Genomic DNA, 20697 nt, shown 5'->3' on the forward strand with positions numbered 1-20697 from the left:
CCTATTACAATTTCATTTGTATTCACTTACTATATGACTGATTAGAGGAATACCGCCTTTATCCATCTAATATATGGAAATGTGAAAGCAGAAAAGGAGAGATAACGATGCGGCACAAGCGATATGCCTATCTGACCCTTGCCTTGGCAGCAGTCTTCACCTGTCTGCCCAGCACGGCAGCCGAGGCGGCATCCAAGCGGATCTGGGGAGTTCCCGTCTATGGGCAATACCCAGAGCTTCCTGCAGGATGCGAAGCAACAGCTGTTGCGATGATCATGAATTGGGCGGGTTCTAACGTCTCCAAGTCGACCGTCGCGGCCGCCATCCCGCGCCAACCGATGATGTGGCGCACCGATAGCTGGCTCTACGGGGGCGATCCGCATGTCGGGTTTGTCGGCGATCCGTTCGTCAAGGAGGGAAGCTTTGGCGTTTTCGCCGAACCGATGGTTCAGGTTGTCGACCGCTACCTGCCCGGCCGCGGCGTCGATCTGAGCGGCAAGACGTTCGATGAGCTGTTGCGCGTCGTCGACAGCAACCAACCGGTGGCCGCTTGGGTGACCAACTATCTGACCGAGCCGACGATCAACGCCAATTGGCGCACCCGCTATGGCCGATCGATCACCTGGCGCTCGCCTGAGCATGTGATGACGATCGTCGGATACAACGACAAGGAGATCATCGTCAACGACCCGGCCAACGGCACCGTTCGCACCTACGCGCGCGATCGCTTCCGCTACATCTGGGAGACGATGGGACGACATGCGCTGACCATCGCGCATCAGCCACAGCCCAAATTTACCGTCTATCAATATAGCCGGGCGCTGCAAGAGTTCCCCACCTATGAACAGGGCGTCGCCTATGCAAAAAAGTGGGATCATTCAAAAGTGGTCGAAAAAAGCACGGGGGATACGAAATGGGATAACTATCCGACCCGCGTTTTCCAATACAGCACCTATTTGAACGACTTTGCCTCTCAGACGGGCGCGATCGGCTATGCGAAAGGATGGGATCACGCAAAGGTGGTGGACGTCTCCACCGGCAAGGTGATCTGGAACAACTGGCCGCTCCACGTCTATCAGGGGAGCCGATTGATCAAAACATACCCGTGGTACGAGACGGACGCGGCGATCTCCTATGGCAAGCTGTACGCCAATTCCCGTGTCGTCGACAGCTGCACGCTCAACGTGCTGTGGAAGCTTTAGGGCGACCGCGCTGCCACAATCATCCGAAATTCGTGTCACGGCGAAAGTTCTGCGCTATAATGGCTCATACATACATCTAGTTTGAGGTGAAAGAGTCATGAAAAAGCTCGTCTTGACTGGCGGAGGATCGGCCGGGCACGTCACGGGGAACCTTGCGCTGCTGTCGACCTTGAAGCAAGCCGGTTGGGAAATCGAATACATCGGATCAAAAGATGGCATCGAAAGCACGATCATCGCCGAGACCGGCCTGCCCTATCACAGCATCGCCGTCGGCAAACTGCGCCGCTACTTCGATCTGAAAAACTTCAAAGACCCGTTTCGCGTCCTGCAAGGCACTTTTCAAGCGTTTCGTCTGCTGCGCAAAATCAAGCCCAAGGCCGTTTTTTCCAAAGGGGGCTTCGTCGCCGTCCCCGTGGTGATCGCCGCCTGGATCAATCGGATTCCGGTGGTCATCCACGAGTCTGACTTGACCCCTGGCTTGGCAAACAAGCTCTCCGTTCCGTTTGCGAACAAAGTGTGCGTCACCTTCCCGGAGACGGTGCAACATCTCGACCGGCAAAAGGCGAACCACACAGGCTCGCCGATTCGCAGCGAGATCTTGCGGGGCTCAGCGGAGGCAGGCCGCGCATTTTGCGGCTTCACCACCGACAAGCCGATCATCCTCGCGATGGGCGGCTCGCTCGGATCGGTCGCGATCAACAACGCGCTGCGCCAAAACTTGGACGCCCTGCTGCAACAGTTTCAGATCGTCCATCTCTGCGGCAAAGACAACCTCGACCCGCGATTGGAAGGCTTGTCCGGCTACCGGCAGTTCGAGTATGTCAGCCATGAGCTGCCCGACCTGTTTGCGATGACCGACCTGTTCATCTCCCGCGCTGGATCGAACGCGATCTTCGAGTTTCTGGCGCTGAAGAAGCCCAACTTGCTCATCCCGCTCACCAGAGCGCAGAGCCGCGGCGATCAGATTTTGAACGCCCGCTCTTTCGAAAAGCAGGGGTACAGCCACGTGCTCTTCGAAGAGGATCTCACGTCCGCATCGCTGCTGGCGGCGGTGCGCGAAACTCACGACAACAGAGAGCGCTACATCGCCGCGATGGAGCAGAGCACGAGCGGTCACGCGGTCGAGCAGATCGTCAGCCTGATTCAACAGGTCGCCAAAAAATAGGCCGCAAAAATAAAAGAGAGTGCCAAACGCATGCGCGTCGGTGCTCTCTTCTTTTGCGCTTGCGGATCGCAGCGGTGCTCACCGTCGCACAGAGGCGGCTTCACTTTTGGTGCCAATTGGCTCTTTTCAACTTTCTGTCGATTGATTATAAAGAGAGGAGAAGAGTTTGTAGAACGGAGGAACGGGATGACTATGCGGCGCAAAACACTGTATCACACCGTCACGCAACAGCTGCGCTACCAGATCTTGAGCGGAGAGTGGCCGATCGGCAGCAAGCTGCCTCCCGAGCGCAGATTGGCGGAGGAGTGGGGCGTCTCGCGCAACACGATCGTCCACGCCTATGCCGACTTGGAGGCCGAAGGGTTGATCTTTTCCAAAGTTGGCAGCGGTCGCTATGTACAGCCTTTGCCGCCGCCGTCCGCCCTGCAGCCGCTCGATTGGAAAGACCAGCTGCACGGGGGAGCCAACCTCACCTTGCCCTGCTTGATGACAGAGTTGCACTCTCTGGTCGGCGCTCGATCGGCGATCAACTTCGCATTTGGCGAGGGCGGCAATCACACCTGTCTGAAGAGCGAGTTCGCCAAAGGGATCGATCCGCAAAAAATTCTCGAAACTTCAGAAGCGGACTACCTGTTCCCCGTGCAAGGTCATCTTGAGCTGCGCCAGTGGATCACCGAATGGATGGGCTGTCAACAGATCACCTCGCCCTCGCAGGTGATGATCACCAGCGGATCGCAGGAAGCTCTGCAGATGACCACGGCGATCCTCGCCCAGCCGGGCGACTCGATCGCCGTCGAGATGCCGACCTACTTCGGCGCGTTGCATCTGTTTCAATCGCTCGGCCTGCACCTGATCCCGATCCCGGTCGATCAGGAGGGGATGCGCGTCGACGTGCTGGAAGGCATCCTCTCCCGCTCCCGTCCGCGCTTTATCTACACGGTGCCCACCTTTCACAACCCGACTGGCACCACGCTCTCTGAAGCGCGCCGCAGTCAGCTGCTCGCGCTCAGCGACAAGCACGGCATTCCGATCGTCGAAGATGATGCGTATCGCCACCTGCACTTCGATCAGGAGCCGCCGCCACCGCTGAAGGCGCTTGATCGCGGGGGAAATGTCATCTACATCAACACGTTCTCCAAAGTGCTGTTCCCCGGCCTCCGCCTCGGTTTTGTGGCGGCCAACCGCCCGTTTATGGAGCGGCTGATGCGCTACAAGGAGCTGTCGATCTCCACCAACACGTTCGTGCAGCACGCCCTGTGGTCCTATCTGCAAAAAGGATCGTTCGAAGCGCATCTCGATCGGGCGCGCAAGGTATACCAACGCCAAGCGACCGTGATGGAAAAGCACCTGCGCAACTTGCTGCCTAAAGGCATCTCCTACGCGATGCCCACCGGCGGCTTCTACTTTTGGGTCTCCCTGCCGGAGCAGGTCAGCCCCCAAGAGCTGCTCGGTCGCGCGATCATGCAAAACGTCGTCTTCGCGACGGGCGACATGTTTCTCTCCCGTCAGACCGAACAGCCGTACATCAGGCTCTGCTACAGCCATGAGACCGAGTCGGGAATTGAAAAGGGGATGCAGATCCTCTCCTCCCTGCTCTAACCAAGAAGGACCGATGCTCCGCTGAGCATCGGTCCTTTTCTGCGATCAGGAGATCAGTGCCATCTCGACCGCTTTTTTTGCATGCAAGTAGGTGGTATCGAACAGCGGTACGGATGCATCTTCCGCCCGCACCAGCAGCGGAATCTCGGTGCAGCCCAAGATGATGCCTTCCGCCCCCTGCTGCTCGGCCAACTGCGACATGATCTGGCGGTAGCGATCGCGAGACCCTTCGGTGAACACCCCTTGGCACAGCTCGTCAAAGATGATGTTGTGCACGCACTGCCGCTCTTCCACGCTCGGCACGATCACGTCCACACCGTGTTTGTTCAGGCGCTCGCGATAAAAGTCCTGCTCCATCGTGTAGAGCGTGCCGAGCAGCGCCGCTTTTCGCACACCTTTTTCCTGCATCGCCTCTGCTGTCACATCGGCGATGTGCACGAGCGGAATGTTGATCCCCGCCTCGATCTCCGGTGCGAGCGTGTGCATCGTGTTGGTGCAGATCAACAGCAGCTCGGCGCCGCTAGCTTCCATTTTCCGAGCCGCATCGAGCAGGATGGCGGTCGCCTTGTCCCATTCGCCCGCCTTCTGACAGGCTACGATCTCATCAAAGTTAAAGCTGTGCATGATCACTTTTGCCGAGTGCAAGCCACCCAGCTTCTCACGCACCAGCTGGTTGAGCAACTGGTAATATACGGCGGTCGATTCCCAGCTCATGCCGCCAAGCAATCCGATCGTCTTCATCTTGATCCCCCATCTCTCTATGATCATGCTCTCATCATACGGAGTGGGCGAGCGATTCAAAAGAGCCAATTGGCCGCTTGGACAAAGCCACCTTCAAGATCGCTTCATTTTTTTCGCAACATTTTAAAGATTTTGCTAGAAAAACCCAGATCATGCCCTTATACTGGAGAAAGCGAATCTGAAGAGGAGGGATGACCGATGCGAAAGGAACGTCCGGCTGAGAAAGGGTCAATTTTGCATCAAACACATCTACGTTGGAGGAGGTTTCATGAATGACATTTCATGAAGCATTGCAAACCCATTTGAAAGCGCTGACCGAGAAAGATCTGACAAACTTTTTGCCCACCGTGCATGAGGAGAACCTCTCGCTGATCCTGCCGACAGGATCCTATCTGAACAACCGCCAAGAGTTCGAATCGTTTCATCAGGGCTGGTTTTCCGATCCCGATTGGTCGATGCACTATGAAGTGGTCAAGACGGTCGTCACAGCTGAGATGGGACTGGCATTGCTGAACGTGCTGTACAACGATCTCGACCCGCAGGGTCAACCTTACGAGAAGCGTTACTACCTCACGCTCGTCTTTCAGAAACAGGGCGAGGACTGGCTGCTCGTCCACGACCAGAACACATTTCAAAACTGATCGGATAAAAAGGCTCTCCCAGAGATGGGAGAGCCTTTTTATCCGAGCAACACCCGATCGCTCGACAGCTTCACACCGCGGATTCGTTCAAACTCGGCGAGCAGGTCGGGCACGGACAGCTTTTGTTTTTGCAGATCGGGCAGATCGAGAATGATGCGCCCCTGATCCATCATCAGCAGCCGGTTGCCCAGGTCGATCGCCTGCTGCATGTTGTGCGTGACCATCAGCGCGGTCAGCTTTTTCTGCTCGACGATCCGTTTGGTCAGATCGGTGATCGATTGCGCGCGCGCCGGGTCGAGCGCCGCCGTATGCTCATCGAGCAGCAGCACAGCCGGATCGGTAAACGAGGCCATCAGCAGGCTCAGCGCTTGGCGCTCACCGCCGGAGAGCAGGCCGACCTTCGCCGTCAGCCGATGTTCGAGACCGAGGTTGAGCTCAGCCAACCGTTCGTAAAACAGCTGCTTGCGCTGCTTGCTCACGCCGATTCGCAGCGTGCGTCGTCTGCTGCGCGAATAGGCGATCGCCATGTTTTCTTCGATCGTCAGCGTTGGTGCGGTGCCCGCCATCGGGTCTTGAAAGACGCGACCGATCTTCTGGGCGCGCTTGTGCGCTGGAAGCGACGTGAAGCTCTTGCCCTCGATCTCGATCGTCCCCTGATCTGGCGCGATCGCGCCCGAGATGATGTTCATCAGCGTCGATTTTCCCGCGCCGTTGCTGCCGATGATCGTGACAAAATCGCCGGCGCGCAAGGTGAGGTCGATGCTGTCCAGCGCGACCTTCTGATCGGGCGAACCTGGATTGAACAGTTTGCGAATGCCCTCAAGCTTTAACATGTCGATTCCCTCCCGACCGCTTTTGTTTCCCGATGCTTCGCTTCCACGATTGCAAAGTTTTCGGCGAGACCAGCGCCGCGATGACGATCAGCGCGGTGATCAGCTTCAGGTCGGAAGGATTGACCCCGATCCGCAGCGCAAAGGCGACGATCAGCTTGTACAGGATCGCCCCACCGATCACCGCAGCGGTCGCACGAGCGACCGTCGAGCGGCCGAAGACCGCTTCCCCGATGATCACCGAGGCGAGCCCGATCACGATCATCCCGATGCCCATCGATACGTCGGCAAACCCTTGGTACTGCGCCATCCACGCGCCGGCCAGCGCGACGAGACCGTTGGAGAGCGCAAGGCCGATCACCTTCGCCAGATCTGTATTGGCACCAAAGCTGCCGATCATCTGCTCATTATCGCCTGTCGCGCGCAGCGACAGCCCCGTCTCGGTGCGCAAAAACCAATCCATCCCCAGCTTGAAACAGATGACCAACACCGCCAAGACGGCCATCAGCGCCAGGTCGCCAAGCCACGGCTCAAGCGCTGTGTTCACCTGCGTCACCAGCGTCTCCTCGCTGAGCAAGGGCACATTGGCGCGCCCCATGATGCGCAGGTTGACCGAGTACAGGGCGATCATCGTCAAGATCCCCGCCAGCAACGCGTTGATCTTGCCCTTCGTGTGCAACAGCCCGGTGATGCTGCCGGCCAAACAGCCGACCACGAAGGCAGCTCCTGTCGCCACCAGCGGATGATTGCCAGAAGCGATCAGCGTGGCTGCAGTCGCACCGCCAGCCGTAAAGCTGCCATCCACCGTCAAGTCTGGAAAGTTGAGCACTCGAAACGTCAGGTATACGCCGAGCGCCAAAAGTGCAAAGATAAGACCAGATTCTACAGAGCCGAGCATTGCCCAAATCATCTTCGAGACCTCATTTCTCTTCTGGATTCGAACCGCCAAGCAGCTTGGCAGCTTGCTTCATCTGTTCGGTGATCGCAATCCCTTGCGCCGCCGCCGTCCGCTCATTGATCGCCAGCGTCAACTCGCCGGGGATGCCGACCGGAAGATCTTTTGGCTGTTTGCCATTTTTCAAAATCTCCACCGCCATCCGTCCGGTCTGCTTGCCGAGCTGATGATAATCGACCACATATCCGGCAAACCCTCCGCGCTGCAGCGAATCTGACTCGCTGACGAACAGGGGGAGCTTTTGCTCATCGGCCACCTTGATCATCGATTCTAACGCCGTTACCACCGTGTTGTCTTTCGGCACGAAGAGCAGGTCGCATCTCCCGACCAGCGAATCGACCGCCTGCTTGACTTCCGAGCTGTTCGAAACGCTGACTTCCACCGCGCGCAGCCCTGACGCCGCAAGCGCTTGCCTGACCTCCTGCACGGAGACCACCGAGTTTTGTTCCCCCGAATTGTAGACGATGCCCACCGCTTTTGCCTGCGGGAAAAATTCGCGCATCGACTGCACCATCCGCTTTGCCGCTTCTGGATGCGTATCCGAAGTGCCGGTCACATTGCGGCTTGGATTGTCCAAGCTTTTGACCAGCTTCGCCCCGAGAGGATCGGTGACCGCCGTAAACAGCACCGGAATGTCTTTGATCGCCATCGCCGCAGCTTGTGTGCTCGGCGTCGAGATCGCAAAGACGAGATCTTCCCCCTCCATCGCGAACTTCTGGGCGATCATCGCGTTGTTGGAAAGGTCCCCCTGTGCGTTTTGCACATCGAGTTCCAAATTGACCCCTTCGCGGTAGCCCGCTTCCTGCAGCGCCTCGACAAATCCAGCTCGCGTCGCATCGAGCGATGGGTGTTCGATCAGCTGTGTGATTCCCACCTTGACGACTCCCCCTCCGCTTCCCGGAGCAGAGCAGGCGGTCAGCATCAGCAAACTCCCCGTCATCAGCAACAACTTCTTCCACACGTCCCTAACCTCCATTCCTCAATCTCACCGTTCGCTTTAGCGCTTAAAAGCACATATGCATAAAAGCGTTGAAGTGATCATATTGAAAAAGAATCTTTCTGTCAACAGGTAAACGAAATATCCGCAACAATTCCACTACTCAAAAAATTTGATCGATCCGCTCTCCACGTTTGGATGAAAGTCTGCTTGCTCACAGCGAAAGAACCCCCTTCCGTCGATCGAACACGATCTGTAGAAAAGGGGTTCTTTCGCTGTTCAGATCAGATTGCAACTCAGTGCGGAAGTGCCGGCCTCGTCTGCATTTGGAGCAGTTCCGATACGGTGACAAATCGGTACCCCTCCTGCTCCAGTTTGATCAAAATCTGTTCTAAAGCTGCGACAGTCTGCGAGCGGTTGCCTCCCGTATCATGAAACAGCACGATTCCTCCATTGTGCGCATTTTTGACCACCCGATCGACAATCCGGCGAACGCCCGGGTTGCTCCAATCGCGCGTGTCCTGATTCCAGGACCACATGACGACAATATAGCCTGCCGCTTTCGCCGTATTCACAACCTTTTCGTTATAAACACCGCCAGGCGGACGAAAGATGTTGAGCTTTTTGCCAGACACCGCCTTGATGATCTTGTGCGCCTTCTCGATCTCCCCCAGCAGGTTTTGCTCAGAGATCTGGCGCATCCCCGGGTGTCCGTATGTATGATTGGCTAGCTCATGCCCTTCCAACACCTCTCGCTTCGCAACGTCCGGATATTGCTCGACCCGCGATCCGAGCACAAAAAAAGTTGCCTTCGCCCGATGCTGCTTGAGCAAATCTAAGATCTGCGGCGTGTACACAGGGTCGGGCCCATCGTCGAAAGTCAAGGCGATCACTTTTTGTTCTGTCGCCACTTCCCACACCACATCGCCGCGTTTTTCATAGTAAAAACGCCCCTTGTCTTCAGCATGAACGAAGTTCATGCCCGAGATGAACAAGATGATCAAACAGCAACTGAACAAGAGAAATCTTCCAACTACGCCTCTTATCGTCATACCCTCCCTCCATCGCCATCGGTAGTATGCCCAATCGATGTGGAAAGATTGATCCTTGACAGGAAGAAGAAAGGAAGAATATTATATAACCAACGGTTAGTAACCAATGGTTATGAATCACGAAACCTGCGGAAGGAGTGTTTCCCCCATGCCGAGCAATCGAAAAGAACTGCGTGCCGAAGAAACGAAACGGGCGATACTATCCGCTTCCAGACAACTTTTTACCGAGCGCGGATTCGATGCGGTCACGATGCGCGAGATCGCCAAAGCGGCCGGATGTTCACATACGACGATTTATATTTATTTCAAAGACAAAGAGGCGTTGCTGCACCAACTGGCGATGAGCCCGCTGCAAACTCTGCAGCAGCAGATCGAGTCTGAGCTGATCGACGAAACGACCTCCCCCGATCGGCGGTTGCAGCGCATCGCCCATCTGTTCCTCACCTTTTGCTTCACCAACCGCAACCTGTACAAGATCCTCTTCCTGACCAAAGCGACGCGCGTCGATCTGGAAGAGCCGGAGCTTGAGGTGCAAAAATTGCGCAATCAGCTGTTCGCCTTGCTGCAGCGATCGGTGCAGGCAACCTTGCCACCCGCGCAGAACGCTGACCAAGCGCTAGCCTACACGCGCATCCTCTTCTATATGCTGCACGGAATCATCAGCACCTATCTACACTCTGATGAACCATATGACATGCTGATCGCTCGATTGGCACCGACATTCGAGCTTGCGGTCGAAGTGGTGCTGACAGGAATCAAACAAACGGTTGAACAAGGAGTTGAGGAAAAATGAAAATCGAACAAATTTCCGAACACATCTGGAGCATTCAAACTTGGCTGTTGATTCCGGTGCGCGTCTGGGCAGTCCTTGAGGAAGATGGTGTCACGCTGGTCGATGCTGGCATCCCGTCGATGGCAAATGGAATTCTTAAACACATTGAGCGCATGCATCGGGCACCGCTGAAACGAATCCTGCTCACGCACGGCCATTCTGATCATGTCGGCTCTGTCAAACGGATCGTCGAGCGCACAGCTGCACCTGTGTTCGCCCATGCGAAAGAGATTCCGTACCTGCAAGGGGATGCGCTCTATCCTCGCCGCAAAAAATTGGAGCAAAACATCCGCAAAGGATTGACCCAGCCGCTCGCTGAACAGGAGGACGGCACGCTGCAGCCGGTCGGCAGTCTGCAACCCTATTTCACTCCCGGTCATTCGCCCGGCCATGTGGTCTACTACCATGCAGAGGATCGCGTTCTGCTCTCCGGCGATCTGTGGACTTCCAAGCGCGGGAAGCTGCACCGGCCGATGCCGATGTTCACCGCCGATCTGGCAGAAGCGGTGCGCAGTTCGCAGATCCTTCGTCAGATCAGCCCGCAGCGCGTCGAAGTGTGTCATGGCGGCCCCGTCTTTCAGCCCGCCGATCAGTTGGACGAATACATCCGCACGACGACAGCAGCCTATTCGCTCCCAGCGATTGCAAAAGGACTGGCTTTGTAAAACTGTGCGTGCACAGCAAAAGGGATTGGCCGGTACTGTACCGGCCAACCCCTTTTCCACGTTATTGTGCGACCTGCTTGGTCGAGAGATGGTTCAAATCCACATGCTTCCCTCGCATCGCGACGATGCCGAGCAGCACGCAGAGGAACAGCAGCCCCCCGCCTGCCGCATAGCTCGCCTTCGCACCGATCACTTCTGCCAGCCACCCGACACCACCATAGGTGATCGGGATCGCCATACTGAAGCCGAGCGATGACAAGCTGTTGACACGCCCTCGCATTCCGGAAGGCGTCATCGTCTGGATCATCGTTCCCAGCGGAATGCTCGAAACCATCACCCCGAGCCCCAACACGACATTTCCGATGCAGGCGACAAGCAGGTTCGGTGCGATCGAGACGAGCAACATGCCCACGCCTTCTGTCGCCAGCCCCGCCGTAAACCAGAGCCCGATCCGCTTCGGAGCGACTGCGCCTACGAAGAGCCCGCCTGCCAGCAATCCGATCGCGATCGCCGCATCAAAGATTCCCAAAGCTTCCGCATTCTGCTGCAAATCCTCTTTGATATACATGGCGGGCAAAACGTTGGTCGGGCCGAGCGCGATGTTGGACAGCGTACCGATGACGATCAAGAGCAGCAGAACCCGAAAGTTCAAGATCCAGCGGAATCCTTCTCCGACATCGGCAAAAATAGATTTTCTGGCACTCGCTTCCGCCGGTGCATCGAACAGCTTTAGATTCGGAATCAGTTGAATAAAGACTAAAGAGATCAAAAACGTCACCGCATTGATCGTGATCGAGCCGGTCGCTCCCATCCAGGCGACAAGCACACCGCCGACAGCCGACCCGAGCAGACGAGTCACTTGCCGCGAGGAGCTGAACAGCGAGTTCGCTTGGATCAGGTGATCCGATCCGACAAGATCGGGAAGCATCGCACCTCGCGCCATCCCGAACAGCAGATTCGACAGCGAGAGGCCGATGGTGATCACATATAATTGCCAGATCGCGAACCAATCGAACGCGAACAAAAGCGCGAGCGCTCCCAGCAGCAGAGCTCGAAACAGGTCGGAAAGCTGCATCAACAGCTTGCGGTTGAAACGATCCACAATCGCACCGAGCAGCATGCCAAACAATACCTCCGGAAGAAATCCGGCGACAAAGATCAGTCCGACGAGGACGGAAGAGCCAGTCTCCACAAAGACAAACCACATCAGCGCGATGTTGTAGATCGAATCGCCCATATAGGAGATGGTCTGTCCTAACCAAAGGTTGCGCAACGGTGCGTTGCGCAACAGCAGATCACGCATGATACAAAACCCCTTCTACAACGCCATTCATGGCAGACGAATGATGAGCAGATCTCCCGTCAACAAACGCTTCGCGCAAAAAGTGATGGCGAATGCTGTGAGCGATCAACTTTCGAATTGAATCATGATCAGACTCCTGCCTGCCCGCCAAACAAGCTTGTACGGTCCGTCCCTCTGCAAACGATGCGAGAAAGTCGAGCATCTCCTGTGGAAACGGATAGGCCATCCCATCTGTCCGAATAAAGTATTGCCGCCTCGCACCTGCATGTTGGCTCGCTTCTCGTGTGAACTTCTGCATGCGCTCCTGCAAAATCGAAGCGGTGAGACCGTTCTTTTCGGAGAGCGCCTCTCGGTGCCATTCTGACAGCTGTTTTTCTGACAACAACGAATCGACCGGATATTCGCCAAAGTCCTCGGCGATCCGACCGTTGAGCACCCACACTGCGTCGCTCTCATCCGCTAGCCCATTTTCATAAGGCCGCAGAGCGCGGAGAATGTTCGTGCCGTATCGGTCATGATAAAACATCGTATGGCCCGTATCGACTCCGCCGACGAAAGGCCGATTGAAATCGGAGGCTGACAGCCCTCGCTTGGCATTTTCAAGCTTGGTGGTCTCATCAGCTGAGAGCGAGTTCCCCGCGACGGTGAAGGACAGGCTCCGCACGATCGTTTCATTTTGGTTCGCGCTGACATCTTCCACCTGAAAGCGCTCCGGCTCTTTGGCGACGATCGCACCTGGCGTGAGCGTAAATTCGCCCAGCCCGCCAAACGTCCAGTTACTGCGTGAATTTTTCAAAAAATCTACCGACTGCATCGCATCTTCGAACGTCTCCGTGGGGAAGCCGGTAAAGCCCATCATCTGCACCCCGATGCCAGCATCAGCAAAGTTTTGCATCGTCTCCTTGATCTGTTCCACCTTCGTTCCTTTGTTGATCAGATCGAGGATGCGTTGATTGCCCGATTCGTAGCCGACAGAAATATCGGTGCAACCCGCCTGTTTCAAAGTTTGACAGCGCTCAGGTGACCAGTAGGTCTCCAAGCGAATTTCGGCTCCCCAGCGAATGTCGAGGCGCTCCGCTTCAGGAATCGAGACGATCTTCTCCGACAGTTTTAAGAGCAGGCTCGGCGCGAGAACATCGACTGAGAAATATATATATTTATGCCCTTGTGCAGCGATCGCTTGCAAGTCCTCGTAGATCTTGTCGACCGGATTTTGACGCCACGGTGATGTCGGGGATTCGAAATTTAACCCGTAATCACAGAATGTGCATTTGTTCCAGTAACACCCGCGCGATGGCGAGTAGTACACATACGAGTACGGCGCGAGGTACTTTTCCCAAGACAGCTTTTGATAATCGGGGGTTGGCAGATCGACGATCGGAAAATACTGGATCTCCGGTTCGCCCACCCCGAATCCGTATTTCGGGTGGAAAAGAACATTCGGAATCGGTGCATCGAACGCAAAACCTGTTTCGACCCCGCGCAAAAGCGTCAGAAATGCTTGTTCGCCCTCGCCTACCACACAAGCGTCCGCAACATCGAAAATGTCAAAGAAATCGCTTTTCTGATTCAAATATTTCCAGACGTCTGCCACTTCGGTGCCGCCGAATAAGATCTTGATCTCCGGGCAGTGCTTTCGCACGATTCGAGCGATCGACAAGGCGAAAGGCAGTTGGGCGCAATATGTAATATTAACCCCCAACACCCGATATCCTTCCTTTACAATTTGAGCGATCAGTTCATTCTGCACATAGTCGAGAAATGGTGCCGCGATGCGATCGCACACTTCGTGATCTGCCATATCGCTTGTGCTCAGCAGATTGAACATGTGCCGCACAGGTAGGGTGAATCCGGGGAACTGCCCTGGATAGGCGAGCAGCGACAAGATGTTCAACCAGCGGTGCAATACCTCGCCCGCATATCGATATTGGCGATAATCGAAGAAGCGATCCTGATCGCGCATGATGTGGATCGCATTATGTACATGCATTTCTTCGATTCCTTCCGATCGCCACAGGAGATTCAGCTCAAGCTGTTCCAGTCCGTTCAGCTCCGGCTGAGCAAGCAGTTGCGCACGCCTCTTGGCACAATGAGATTTAATCTTCGCAAACTGATCGGGGCGCATCGTGTACAGCAGCGATTCGATGTTTACGTCGATGATATCGATCTGCTCAAACCCATGTTTCCTCGCATACGTCTCAAGGTAGCAGAGGCTGTGATAACCAGAAGTCGGGTCGGTGATCGGCGGATAAACGAGTAACGCTTTCATCAGTGAAGCCTCCTTTTGTGGGGGATGGAAAGGAATGCCTTCTCGTGAAATGAACGAAAAGGCATCCTCTTTACGATTGCTAGTTTTGGTTGTTGTTGTTGTTGTTCGTGTCAAAAATCTCACGATGCTGCTCAGCTGTGATCGTCTCGACCGCTTCCAACAATTGTGATAGTTCCATCGTAATTCCCCTCCCCTTGTTAGGATCTGAATTAGGGTGGTGACGCTCTGCGTCCTCACGTATCTAATTATATAAAAATTTTATAATGAAGTAAACAGATTGTTCCGTTTGTTGATCTACAAATTTATTATATTAAGTAACTATATGAGTAAATCATCCTAACTAAACAAACCACTTATCATCATTCCATTCGCCATTCGCCATTCGCCATTCGCCATTCGCCATTCGCCATTCGCCATTCGCCATTCGCCATTCGCCATTCGCCATTCGCCATTCGCCATTCGCCATGCATCGCCCGCTTGTCAGCTCAGCTGTTGAACGCAAAAGACCCCGCCTGTCGAAAGCGGGATCTATCGGTCTTCATCTGTGGATCGCTTAGTTACAATGCAGTTCAAACTGGTAGATGATGTAGTTCCACTGGTCGTACACATACGCGTTTGCCGTTCCGCCGGGGATCAGGCAGGTCACCCATCCAGTTCGCGGATGAAACGTCCAATCACCGCTTTGTTTGATCACATCATACGAATATCCATTTTGATAGGGCAGGTAGTAAGGCACATTTGCCGTTACCCCTTTCACGATGACTGGATATTCTGGCTCGATCAACACATGTCCGATCGCAGTTTGCTCACTTTCACTCGCCGCCAAAGCTCCTTGAGCACCTACCGCAAGTGAAGCCAATAGGGCGATTGGAAAGAGGAAACTAGATACCTTCATAAAATAACCACCTTTTATTATTTTAAAATAAAGATATCATATCTCCCAGAATTTGTTCTTGTCGATAACAAAGATCGCTCATCGCCATCCCTAATGAAGTCCATCACTATCCGAATTTGACCGTAATCTGCCTACTGATCGAAAGGCTGTCCCCCATCCGTCAGCTTGATCACATCGATTCCGCGCTTTCCGTTCATGTCATCCCTTCTTCTCTCCCAGGCATCTCGAAATCGCGCTCACTCCGTTCGATCTGAGAGCAAAACAGACCCGACCATTTTCTCGCAGAGAGGAATTGACAACACCTCCTCCGCGCATATATGATTGTCTCTAACGCGAAGAGCTGGAAGAGTCATCCGCATGCGACATCCACAGAGAGCTGTCCCTTGGCTGTGAGGACGGTGATGATCTGCCGATGAGAGACACCCAGTGAGCGCCGCATGAAAAGTGCGGCCGGTCCTCCCACCGTTATCGGGACTCATGAGTGGTCGCCATGCGAGCAGTAGGGCGACAATGAGGGTGGCACCGCGAGTAGAACCTCGTCCCTTTTTCCGAAGGGATGAGGTTTTTTTGTTGGCAATTATCGTATTGAGAGGAGGTGGTCAAGATGGACGACGGCGATGATGATGACGATTTCAACATGATGAGGAGGAGCTCCGATGAGAATTTTATCAACCGAACTTCCGCAACACGTAGGCAATCAGATCATGATCTCCGGCTGGGTACACAGCATTCGCCAGCTTGGCCACCTTGCGTTCGTCCATCTGCGCGACCGCAGCGGCATCGTCCAGATCGTCTTGGAAGGTGAGCTGGCAACGCTTGCGCTCACCCCAGAGTCGGTGATCACCGTGCACGGGCAGGTCGTCCAGTCCAAATATGGCGCAGAACTGCACGGCACACAGGTTGAGGTGCTATCGCCCGCACAGGCTCCCTTGCCGATCGAAGTGAACAAAAAAGAGATCCCAGCCAGCTTGGACACGATCCTCAACCACCGCGCGCTCGCACTGCGCAATCCGAAAGTCCACGCGACCTTCACCATTCAGTCGGTGCTCGCTGGAGCATTTCGTGATTTTTTCTCCGCGCGCGGGTTCACACAGATCTTTACACCGAAGATCGTAGCGTCTGGCACAGAGGGCGGTTCCAACCTGTTCGCCATCCAATATTTTGAGAAACAGGCCTACCTCGCCCAATCTCCACAGTTTTACAAACAGATGATGGTCGGGGCCGGCTATGAGCGCGTGTTTGAGATCGCGCCCGTGTATCGTGCAGAAGAGCACAACACGTCGCGCCATCTGAACGAATACACGTCGCTCGACGTTGAAATGGGATTCATCCGGTCGTTCGAAGAGCTGATGGACTTGGAGACAGAACTGTTGCAGTATCTGTTTCACCGAGTGGCTGAGACTTGTCCCGAGGAGCTCGCCCTGCTTGGCGCAGAAGTTCCAGTGATTGAGCAGATTCCCCGACTGACCGTCCAGCAGGCGCAACAAATCCTGCTCGAACAGTACAGCAAAACTTCCCCGGAGGGCGACCTCGACCCTGAAGGCGAGCGCTTGATCTGCCAATACTATGCTGATCAAGGCAAGCCAGCACTTGTTTTTCTAACGCACTATCCGCGTGAAGTTCGCCCGATGTACGCGATGCCTGCACCCGATCATCCGGCGTTGACCGCCTCTTTCGACTTGCTGTTTAACGGGTTGGAGATCACGACGGGAGGGCAGCGGATTCATCGGCTGGAAATGTTGGAAGAATCGATGCGGAGTCGCAGCTTGAACCTGGAGGCGTTTGCAGATTATCTCAATCTGTTTCGCTATGGGATGCCGCCACATGGAGGATTTGCGATCGGCTTGGAGCGCTTGACCGCTCGCCTGTTAGGGCACAACAACGTGCGAGAAGCGACCGCATTTCCTCGGGACCGCAATCGTCTGACCCCGTAATACAGAAACTGCGCGATCGCAGTCGGGCACTCTCAGACCGCGATCGCGAGCGGATCATCACTTCAGGAAAGAAGCGGGTCGCAGCTGTGCATCCCTGCTCTTTCCTGAAGATCACCCGCTAGTGACAGTCTTTTGACAGAAAAAAAGCACCCGATCCGGGTGCTATCCTTTCTGTTCTTTGCGCCTTCGCAACATGATGATCAACTCCACTAACATCGCCAGCACGACGATGCTGATGGCGACCTTCCCGACGATCTCCCCACGATACAGATAGGCGATCAGGAGGAAAACGATCTGCACGAGCATCATGATCGCATCGCTTTTCCCATATTTCCGTTTCCACAGTCCATAAAATGTAAAAATAATGCCCACAGCACCGATCACAAACAGCAGGATGTTTTCCATCTGTCACCTCTCGCTTCGATGCGACTTCTCCAAGCGCTCACGACCGCACTAAGCGGTCACCTCGATCGGCTCCGCCACCTCATAGATCGCCCTGCTCGGCAGCTCGATCATCGTCAACTTGTTCCCATAGACGCTTCCCGTGTCGATAAACAGCTGATCAAACACTTGCTCCACTTCATCGACCGACGTGTGCCCGTGGACGATCAATTTCCCTAGCCCACATTCTTCGCGATGCCGAATCCAGATGAGATCATATTCGAGCTGTTCTTCCATCGGAATGCCGGGACGCACTCCTGCGTGAACGAAGATATACTGAGCCGTTTCGTGATAGAGTTTCAGATTGTCGCGCATCCAGCAGGCATGCTCAACATACAGCTCCTCTTCATCGGCGTATGATTGGAGAGTAGCTGCTCCTCCGTTGATCTGCTCCCACTTCTGGCGCTTCTCCTCCGCCATCTGTCCGAGGCTGTCGATCATCATCTGATCATGATTGCCCTTCAGTGCCAGCGCGCCATCTCGCTCGACCAGTTCGATCACCTTTTCGATCACCTGTCGCGATTTCGGCCCGCGATCGATATAATCTCCCAAGAGGATGAGCTGATCTTGCGCTGGGTCATAGCTTGCCTTGTCCAGCAGTTCGATAAACTGATCGTACTGCCCGTGGATATCACTACAAACGAGTAGTCGCTTTTCCATTCTGTCTCCCTCCTCCGCTGTAGTCAAAGAAGCTCGCCACATTTGTGATGAGCTTCATCAGTAAGAATCCTCTAGCAATCTGTCAGCTTGAAACGATTCAATCGAATGAAGTTTATCAAAATTATACCGAGTGGAATCATGATCGTAAAGTCGGCTTGCCAATCTGCACCATCTGTCCCGACTTCATTCTCAACCACAGAGACGAAAAACGCCGAAAACCGCACCTGACCGCTCGAAAACATACGAAAAAACCCACTCCGGCGAACGCGGAGTGAGAATGGGGGCGGGATCGAATCGATCGTCTGAACGACTAGATAAACCGTCTTCTGCTCAGCGTCAATGCAAGCAATAGAGCAAATGGGATGAAGAAAAGGGATCTTGGAAAAAACGGTCGAAAAAACACAGTTTCACTGTTCTGAATCGTCAGCTTATCTGCATGCTCCGCTTCCAAATCGTTGTTCCCACTCACCACACCTGTTGATTGAGGCACGGCGAGCACGATCCCATCAGGTCGCACTTCTTGCAAGATTCCAGTTTGGACGCCATAGGGTGTATGGCAGTCTACCATTTTTCCGAGGAGTGCACGCGCGTTCACTGGCACATTTCTCACCTCCTCTACCTAGGTGCTTCAGCATGCGGGAGCTTGTATGTTCTGTGATCGATTGGCTGTCCAATTTTAGCTCGCTCACCGTTCTTCATGCATCTTATGCAAGTCCAAACGGAAAGTAACCTGCACAACTCCTCATAGTCTCGTTGAAGCTCCTATGGTACGATAAAGGTCATCCAGCAAAAGGAGGGGCTGACTTGAACCGAACACAACTTCAACCGAATGATCGTCCGGGCATTCGCAGTTCGTTTTTCCTGCTGAACCTCGTGTTGCTCGCGCTTGCAATCGCGATCTTTCTCACAAATGAGTACCTGATCAAAACGTACACGACCAACAATTTCGTCCACGGACACCTAAACGATATCCTGATCATTTGGGTATATATTCCGTTTCTCAACGTGCTGCTCTCCTGCTTACCGTTTTTCCGCAGATTTCAGATCAAATCCCTGCTTGCCTGCACCTTGTTGACCTTGCTTACCGGAATCGTCTGGGAATATCTGATTCCGCTCTTTTTCGCCAACGGTACGAGCGATCCGATCGATCTGCTCATGTATCTGCTCGGCGGCATCACGATATGGCTGATTTTGCGCACGCTTGCGAACCCTCGGCGCTAAAGGCTGTGGTTCGCTTCGTGTACAAATGCCCACTTCCCGATCGCCGCTATTCTGATCGGTTGCCGCCCTGCGCGATGATCGAAAACGACCCCATTCACACGAATGGGGTCGTTGCTATTTTCCGTTTGGGGCGAACAAGAAACCATTCCGTATAAGGACTATACGCATCCACAGTGAGTAAACTCGCAGAAACCGTTGTCGCGACAGTAGTATTCTGCAAAGTAATTCCAATCTGCGCATGACCTTGTGTTGGCATCACACATGTAATAGCCTTCCGGTTCAACAACACCGATCATTTTCGAAAAAAGTTTAGCGATCATTCTATCACCTCCTTCTGTATATACACAATATCACAGGATCGTTAACAATTCAATGAAAAAATAAATAAAAAGTACATATTCATCTATATTAATTAAATGTTGTAATATAGCTCCACATGGTATCACCTTCGCGAAACGGTACCTTTCCCCGGTGTTCTCACCTATTTCAATTAAAAAAACCGCTTGCTTAGATCGAAAAGATCTACAAGCGGTCCATTCCTTTTTCTTCGCTGAAAAACGATAGTTCTAATTTCGTTCTGCAGCAGGTTTTAGAGTCAAAGCGATTCGCTATGGTTGAGCTGGCAAATCGATCAGCATGAAGTGAGCACCGCTTTCAGCTGCGAGATCGAGCTTGGTCACATCGCTGATCCGCGCTGCGTCTCGCTTGCCCATCGATTCGCCGTTCAGCGTCAATTCGCCTTCGATCACAAACAGGTAGATCAAACGGCCAGGCGCTTGTTCAAACGTGAGCGACCGCTTCTCTCCCAGCTTGGAGAGATAGATCGTCAAGTCCTGATGAATCAGGGCGACTTGCTCAGAGGACGGCCGGTTGGAAACGACGGGCAACAGCCGATCGTTCATCGCTTCCACATCATAGGCGAGCTGTTCATAGGAAGGCTCCAACCCTCGTGTGCTCGGCAGAAACCACAGTTGCAAGAAGCTGAGCTCCTCCGTCGCTGACGGGTTAACTTCAGAATGAACGATCCCAGTGCCGGCAGTCATCCGTTGCACCTCACCAGGGCGGAGAATTTCGGTATTCCCCATGCTGTCTTGGTGTTGCAACTCGCCTTGGAGGACGATCGAGACGATCTCCATCTCATGGTGTGGGTGTTCGCCAAATCCGTTGCCAGGTTGCACGACATCATCGTTGAACACGCGAAGCGGGCCGAATAATTTATTGTCTGGATCATAATACTCTGCAAAGGAAAAGCTGAAGTTGCTTTTCAACCAGCCGTGATCGGCGGTAAAACGGGATGCTGCTGGGTAGATCTCGATCATCGAAATCCCCTCCTTTTTCTAAAGCATTTCCATCAG

At 54.1% G+C, this 20697-nt stretch carries 21 protein-coding genes and 1 other annotated feature; of the genes, 8 read left to right on the plus strand and 13 right to left on the minus strand.

Translation table 11 applies throughout. The features are described 5' to 3' along the window. Positions 1-107 precede the first annotated feature (107 nt). The 3 genes from ACFSOY_RS04650 (at position 108) to pdxR (ending at position 3966) form a co-directional block, all read left to right on the plus strand. Positions 108-1202: a C39 family peptidase gene (locus ACFSOY_RS04650; RefSeq protein ID WP_386044355.1), complete on the plus strand. Its 1095-nt coding sequence runs from the start codon at positions 108-110 to the stop codon at positions 1200-1202. Positions 1203-1299: 97 nt separating this feature from the next. Then, the gene (locus ACFSOY_RS04655) at positions 1300-2367 is read left to right on the plus strand and encodes an undecaprenyldiphospho-muramoylpentapeptide beta-N-acetylglucosaminyltransferase (RefSeq protein ID WP_386044356.1); all 1068 of its coding nucleotides are present in this window, start codon (positions 1300-1302) and stop codon (positions 2365-2367) included. A 186-nt stretch (positions 2368-2553) separates the two neighbouring features. Beyond that, positions 2554-3966 (plus strand): MocR-like pyridoxine biosynthesis transcription factor PdxR, encoded by a 1413-nt coding sequence (pdxR, locus tag ACFSOY_RS04660; RefSeq protein ID WP_386044357.1) that lies wholly within the window; start codon positions 2554-2556, stop codon positions 3964-3966. 45 nt (positions 3967-4011) lie between these two features. Here the strand turns inward: pdxR and ACFSOY_RS04665 are convergent, their stop codons facing one another. Further along, positions 4012-4707, minus strand: a complete 696-nt coding sequence (locus tag ACFSOY_RS04665) for an aspartate/glutamate racemase family protein (RefSeq protein WP_386044358.1) — start codon at positions 4705-4707, stop codon at positions 4012-4014. A gap of 272 nt (positions 4708-4979) precedes the next feature. Here ACFSOY_RS04665 and ACFSOY_RS04670 point away from each other — a divergent pair, with 272 nt between their 5' ends. After that, positions 4980-5348, plus strand: a complete 369-nt coding sequence (locus ACFSOY_RS04670; RefSeq protein ID WP_386044359.1) for a YybH family protein — start codon at positions 4980-4982, stop codon at positions 5346-5348. A gap of 38 nt (positions 5349-5386) precedes the next feature. Here ACFSOY_RS04670 and ACFSOY_RS04675 read toward each other — a convergent pair whose 3' ends face one another. The 4 genes from ACFSOY_RS04675 to ACFSOY_RS04690 all read right to left on the minus strand — a co-directional run bounded on the left by ACFSOY_RS04675 (position 5387) and on the right by ACFSOY_RS04690 (position 9122). Then, positions 5387-6181 (minus strand): ABC transporter ATP-binding protein, encoded by a 795-nt coding sequence (locus ACFSOY_RS04675; RefSeq protein ID WP_386044360.1) that lies wholly within the window; start codon positions 6179-6181, stop codon positions 5387-5389. Next, the gene (locus ACFSOY_RS04680; RefSeq protein ID WP_386044361.1) at positions 6168-7088 is read right to left on the minus strand and encodes an ABC transporter permease; all 921 of its coding nucleotides are present in this window, start codon (positions 7086-7088) and stop codon (positions 6168-6170) included. Before ACFSOY_RS04680 ends, ACFSOY_RS04675 begins: the two co-directional genes overlap by 14 nt. A 10-nt stretch (positions 7089-7098) precedes the next feature. Then, positions 7099-8094 (minus strand): ABC transporter substrate-binding protein, encoded by a 996-nt coding sequence (locus ACFSOY_RS04685; RefSeq protein ID WP_386044362.1) that lies wholly within the window; start codon positions 8092-8094, stop codon positions 7099-7101. Positions 8095-8366: 272 nt separating this feature from the next. After that, positions 8367-9122, minus strand: coding sequence for a polysaccharide deacetylase family protein (locus ACFSOY_RS04690; protein ID WP_465336027.1), 756 nt, complete (start codon positions 9120-9122; stop codon positions 8367-8369). Positions 9123-9270: 148 nt separating this feature from the next. On the opposite strand from ACFSOY_RS04690, the gene ACFSOY_RS04695 reads away from it, so the two are divergent. Then, positions 9271-9915, plus strand: a complete 645-nt coding sequence (locus tag ACFSOY_RS04695) for a TetR/AcrR family transcriptional regulator (RefSeq protein ID WP_386044363.1) — start codon at positions 9271-9273, stop codon at positions 9913-9915. After that, the gene (locus ACFSOY_RS04700) at positions 9912-10619 is read left to right on the plus strand and encodes an MBL fold metallo-hydrolase (protein ID WP_386044364.1); all 708 of its coding nucleotides are present in this window, start codon (positions 9912-9914) and stop codon (positions 10617-10619) included. Before ACFSOY_RS04695 ends, ACFSOY_RS04700 begins: the two co-directional genes overlap by 4 nt. A 61-nt stretch (positions 10620-10680) precedes the next feature. Here the strand turns inward: ACFSOY_RS04700 and ACFSOY_RS04705 are convergent, their stop codons facing one another. From ACFSOY_RS04705 to ACFSOY_RS04720, 4 genes are all read right to left on the minus strand, one after another. Further along, the gene (locus ACFSOY_RS04705) at positions 10681-11922 is read right to left on the minus strand and encodes an MFS transporter (RefSeq protein WP_386044365.1); all 1242 of its coding nucleotides are present in this window, start codon (positions 11920-11922) and stop codon (positions 10681-10683) included. Further along, the gene (locus ACFSOY_RS04710) at positions 11915-14191 is read right to left on the minus strand and encodes a B12-binding domain-containing radical SAM protein (protein WP_386044366.1); all 2277 of its coding nucleotides are present in this window, start codon (positions 14189-14191) and stop codon (positions 11915-11917) included. The genes ACFSOY_RS04705 and ACFSOY_RS04710 overlap by 8 nt, the downstream gene beginning before the upstream one ends. Positions 14192-14531: 340 nt before the next feature. Then, on the minus strand, positions 14532-14693 hold the full coding sequence (locus tag ACFSOY_RS04715) for a hypothetical protein (RefSeq protein ID WP_386044367.1): 162 nt from the start codon (positions 14691-14693) through the stop codon (positions 14532-14534). A 51-nt stretch (positions 14694-14744) separates the two neighbouring features. After that, positions 14745-15086 carry a hypothetical protein gene (locus tag ACFSOY_RS04720; RefSeq protein ID WP_386044368.1) on the minus strand — a complete coding sequence of 114 codons (342 nt, stop codon included), beginning with the start codon at positions 15084-15086 and terminating at the stop codon, positions 14745-14747. A 326-nt stretch (positions 15087-15412) separates the two neighbouring features. Further along, positions 15413-15633 (plus strand) — a binding site (T-box leader). Between the two features lie 109 nt (positions 15634-15742). On the opposite strand from ACFSOY_RS04720, the gene aspS reads away from it, so the two are divergent. Further along, positions 15743-17020, plus strand: coding sequence for an aspartate--tRNA(Asn) ligase (aspS, locus tag ACFSOY_RS04725; RefSeq protein ID WP_386044369.1), 1278 nt, complete (start codon positions 15743-15745; stop codon positions 17018-17020). A gap of 162 nt (positions 17021-17182) precedes the next feature. Here the strand turns inward: aspS and ACFSOY_RS04730 are convergent, their stop codons facing one another. The 3 genes from ACFSOY_RS04730 to ACFSOY_RS04740 form a co-directional block, all read right to left on the minus strand. Further along, the gene (locus ACFSOY_RS04730; RefSeq protein ID WP_386044370.1) at positions 17183-17425 is read right to left on the minus strand and encodes a hypothetical protein; all 243 of its coding nucleotides are present in this window, start codon (positions 17423-17425) and stop codon (positions 17183-17185) included. 48 nt (positions 17426-17473) lie between these two features. Then, positions 17474-18121 (minus strand): metallophosphoesterase family protein, encoded by a 648-nt coding sequence (locus ACFSOY_RS04735; protein ID WP_386044371.1) that lies wholly within the window; start codon positions 18119-18121, stop codon positions 17474-17476. 310 nt (positions 18122-18431) lie between these two features. Continuing rightward, positions 18432-18722, minus strand: coding sequence for a hypothetical protein (locus tag ACFSOY_RS04740; RefSeq protein ID WP_386044372.1), 291 nt, complete (start codon positions 18720-18722; stop codon positions 18432-18434). 203 nt (positions 18723-18925) lie between these two features. Between ACFSOY_RS04740 and ACFSOY_RS04745 the strand changes: the two genes are divergently transcribed. Continuing rightward, a complete protein-coding gene (locus ACFSOY_RS04745; RefSeq protein WP_386044373.1) occupies positions 18926-19342 on the plus strand; it encodes a hypothetical protein in 417 nt (138 codons plus the stop codon). Positions 19343-19950: 608 nt separating this feature from the next. On the opposite strand, the gene ACFSOY_RS04750 is transcribed toward ACFSOY_RS04745, so the two are convergent. Beyond that, positions 19951-20661 carry a pirin family protein gene (locus ACFSOY_RS04750; RefSeq protein ID WP_386044374.1) on the minus strand — a complete coding sequence of 237 codons (711 nt, stop codon included), beginning with the start codon at positions 20659-20661 and terminating at the stop codon, positions 19951-19953. Positions 20662-20697: the final 36 nt, after the last annotated feature.

The sequence above is a fragment of the Tumebacillus lipolyticus genome (assembly GCF_042682745.1).
In the GTDB taxonomy this organism is placed as follows: Bacteria; Bacillota; Bacilli; order Tumebacillales; family Tumebacillaceae; genus Tumebacillus_A; species Tumebacillus_A lipolyticus.